The organism is Streptomyces malaysiense (assembly GCF_000980885.2).
GTDB lineage: Bacteria > Actinomycetota > Actinomycetes > Streptomycetales > Streptomycetaceae > Streptomyces > Streptomyces malaysiense.
Genome location: NZ_LBDA02000060.1, coordinates 1 through 3,655, shown reverse-complemented (window position 1 = coordinate 3,655; position 3,655 = coordinate 1). Strand labels below are relative to the sequence as shown.

The 3,655-nt window shown below is 70.2% G+C and carries 1 protein-coding gene; it reads left to right on the top strand.

From position 1 onward, the window contains the following. Positions 1-3,655, top strand: a 3,655-nt coding sequence (locus VT52_RS25795; RefSeq protein WP_143070915.1) for a type I polyketide synthase, incomplete at both ends; no start/stop codon positions are given.

Sequence of the window (3,655 nt, the reverse complement as noted above, 5' to 3'; positions counted from 1 at the left end):
CCGCCCCGCCACCACCGACACCGAGACAGAGACCGACGACGGCAGTCAGTGGACCCGGCACGCCACCGGAAGTCTGGGCGCGAACGCCGCTCCTGCTCCCGAGGTCTGCGGGCCGTGGCTCGTCTCCGGTAGTACCTCCACGGACATCCCGGGCTTCTACGGTCGTGCGGCCGAGCGCGGTTACCACTACGGCTCGGCCTTCCAGGGACTGACGGCCGTCTCACGGTCGGATGACGAGATCCAGGCCGAGGTGACCCTGCCGCCGGATCTCGACAGCGAGGGCTTCGGCATACATCCCGCCCTGCTCGACGCTGCGTTGCACCCGCTCATCACCACCGGAGCCCGGACGGACGACCAGGTGCGGCTCCCGTTCTCCTGGAACGACGTCTCCCTGCACGCCGTCGAACAGGCGCCGACTTCGCTGCGTGTCCGGCTGCGGCCCACCGGCGCCGACACCTTCACCGTCCATCTGTCCGACACCGAGGACCGGCCGATCGCCTCGGTGGGAACACTGGCCGTCCGCCCCGTGAACCCCTCCCACCTGCGGCGTACGAAGTCCAGCAGCGCGCTGCACGAGCTGGGCTGGCGAGCCGTTCCGACACCGTCCGCCGCTGCCGAAGCGGGTACGGCGGTGGACAGAATCCACCTCGGCACGGAGGCACTTGCCGACCTCTCGGTCCTGAGTCAGTCCGTCGCAGCCGGCGAGCCCGCCCCGCGAACGATCGTCGCCTCCCTGGGCGGCGTCACCACCATCCCGCCCGTCGAGGCCACCCACTCCCTGCTGCACGACACACTCGCCCTCGTACAGCGGTTCCTGTCGGACCGAGCGCTGCTCGACAGCCGACTCGTCCTCGTCACCGAAGGTGCCGTCGCCACCGACGCCGCGGAGCAGACGAACCTGGCGCCGGCAGCCGTCTGGGGGCTCGTCAGGTCCGCCCAGACCGAACACCCCGAGCGCATCGTCCTGCTCGACACGGACGGCTCGGAGGCCTCCGACCACCTTCTGGACTCGGTCATCTCCAGCCGACTCGGTGACGGGCAACTCGCCCTGCGCAACGGTGAACTGCGGGTACCGCGACTCCAGCGCTTGCCCGAGGCGGAGGCCGATGCGACCAAGACCCGGGCACCGCTGTTCAACGGAACGGTGTTGGTGACGGGAGGCACGGGTGTCCTCGGCGGACTCACCGCGCGTCATCTGGTCGAGCACCACGGTGCACGACACCTGATGCTGGTGAGCCGTAGTGGGCGGACGGCCGACGGTGCGCTCGAACTGGAGGCTGAGCTCGCGGCCCACGGCGTCGATGTCACCTTCGCGACCTGCGACGTCTCGGACGCGCGGGCCCTGGCCGACGTCCTGGATTCGATACCCGCCGAGCACCCCCTGTGCGCCGTCTTCCACACTGCGGGCGCACTCGGTGACGCGGTGGTCGGTTCCCTCACGCCCGAGCACATCGACACCGCGCTGGCGCCCAAGGCCGACGCTGCGTTCCACCTGCACGAACTGACCAAGGACTTGCGCCTGGACGCGTTCGTCCTCTTCTCCTCCGTCGCCGGCACGTTGGGAACCGCCGGTCAGGGCGGGTATGCCGCAGCCAACGCGTTCCTTGACGCTCTCGCTCTCCACCGTCGCGCCGAGGGCCTCCCCGCCACCTCTTTGGCCTGGGGTTACTGGGCGCAGGCCACCGGTCTCACCAGCCATCTCAGTGAGAACGACGTAGCACGCATGAACCGCACCGGGATCATGCCGATGCCGTCCGAGGAGGCTCTCGCCCTTCTCGACAGCGCGCTGGCGGTTGGCCGCCCCGCGCTCGTACCCGTACGGCTGAGCCGACCGGTGCTGCGCAGCCAGGCGGTCTCGGGCACCCTGCCGAGCCTCCTGACGGACCTGGTTCCCGCTCACGTACGACGACAGCAACGCGGTAACGGCGACGCGGGTCTGCTCAGTCGATTGGCGAGGCTGACACCGGACGCGCAGTACGAGTTGCTGCTCGACCTCACTCGCTCACACGTCGCCACCGTGCTGAGCCACTCCGGCCCGGACGCCGTGGAACCCGCACGCGCCTTCCAGGAGCTGGGATTCGACTCCCTCACGGCCGTCGAACTGCGCAACCGGCTCAGCGCGGCGACGGGGCTCCGTCTGCCCGCGACCCTCGTCTTCGACCACCCCACGCCCACCGCTCTCGCACGACACCTGGGTGAAACGCTGCGCGGCACCCCCGGCGCCGGCAGCTCCGCCGTCACCTCATCGACGCACGGCCCCGGCGAACCGATCGCCATCGTCTCCATGGCCTGCCGCTATCCGGGCGCCGATTCTCCCGAGGCGTTCTGGCGACAGCTGCTCGAAGCACGCGACGCGATCCACGCCTTCCCGACCGACCGCGGTTGGGACATCGATGCCCTGTACGATCCCGATCCCGACCGGCTCGGAAAGGTCTACGCACGCGAGGGCGGGTTCCTCCAGGAGGCCGCCGAGTTCGACGCCGACTTCTTCGGCATCTCGCCGCGCGAGGCGCTCGCCATCGACCCGCAGCAGCGGTTGCTGCTGGAAGTGGGTTGGGAACTGCTGGAACGGGCCGGCATCACCCCCGAAACCCTCCACGGCAGCGACACCGGCGTCTTCACGGGCGTCATGTACGGCGGTGACTACGCAGCGCGACTACCCCGCGCCGCCACCGAGCTGGAGGGATACCTCAGCAGCGGCAGCGCGGCCAGTGTCGCCTCGGGGCGTATCGCGTACACGCTGGGCCTGGAGGGTCCCGCGGTCACGATCGACACGGCGTGTTCGTCGTCGTTGGTGGCGATGCACCTGGCAGCCCAGGCCCTGCGCAACGGCGAGTGCTCCATGGCGCTGGCCGGCGGCGTCACCGTCATGGCGACACCCGGCGCGCTCCTCGAATTCTCCCGCCAGCGGGGACTCTCGCCCGACGGCCGGTGCAAGGCGTTCGCCGAAGGCGCGGACGGCACCGGCTTCTCCGAAGGCGTCGGCCTCGTCCTGCTCGAACGACTCTCCGACGCCCAGGCCAACGGCCACCAGGTCCTGGCCGTGCTGCGCGGCTCGGCCGTCAACCAGGACGGCGCCAGCAACGGCCTCACCGCCCCCAACGGACCCTCGCAACAGCGGGTCATCCGGGCCGCGTTGGCCAACGCCCGCCTCACACCCGCCGACGTCGACGCGGTGGAAGCCCACGGCACCGGCACCACCCTCGGCGACCCCATCGAGGCCCAAGCCCTGCTGGCCACCTACGGCCAGGACCGTCCCGCCGAACGCCCACTGTGGCTCGGATCGGTGAAATCCAACATCGGCCACACCCAGGCAGCCGCCGGCGTCGCGGGCGTCATCAAGATGGTCATGGCGCTGCGCCACGGCCGGCTCCCCAAGACGCTCCATGTCGACGCGCCGTCGTCGCACGTCGACTGGGAATCAGGGGCCGTCAGCCTGCTCACCGAGACCACCGAATGGCCCGAGACCGAGCGGCCACGCCGCGCCGGCGTCTCCTCCTTCGGCATCTCCGGCACCAACGCCCACCTCATCCTCGAAGCACCACCCCAGCCCAACCCGGTCGACCAGGAAAACCAGGAAAACGACGGGAGCGAAGAAGGCAACGCGGACTCTGAGACCGAACCCGCCACTCCTTCTGTCTTCGCGTGGCCGGTC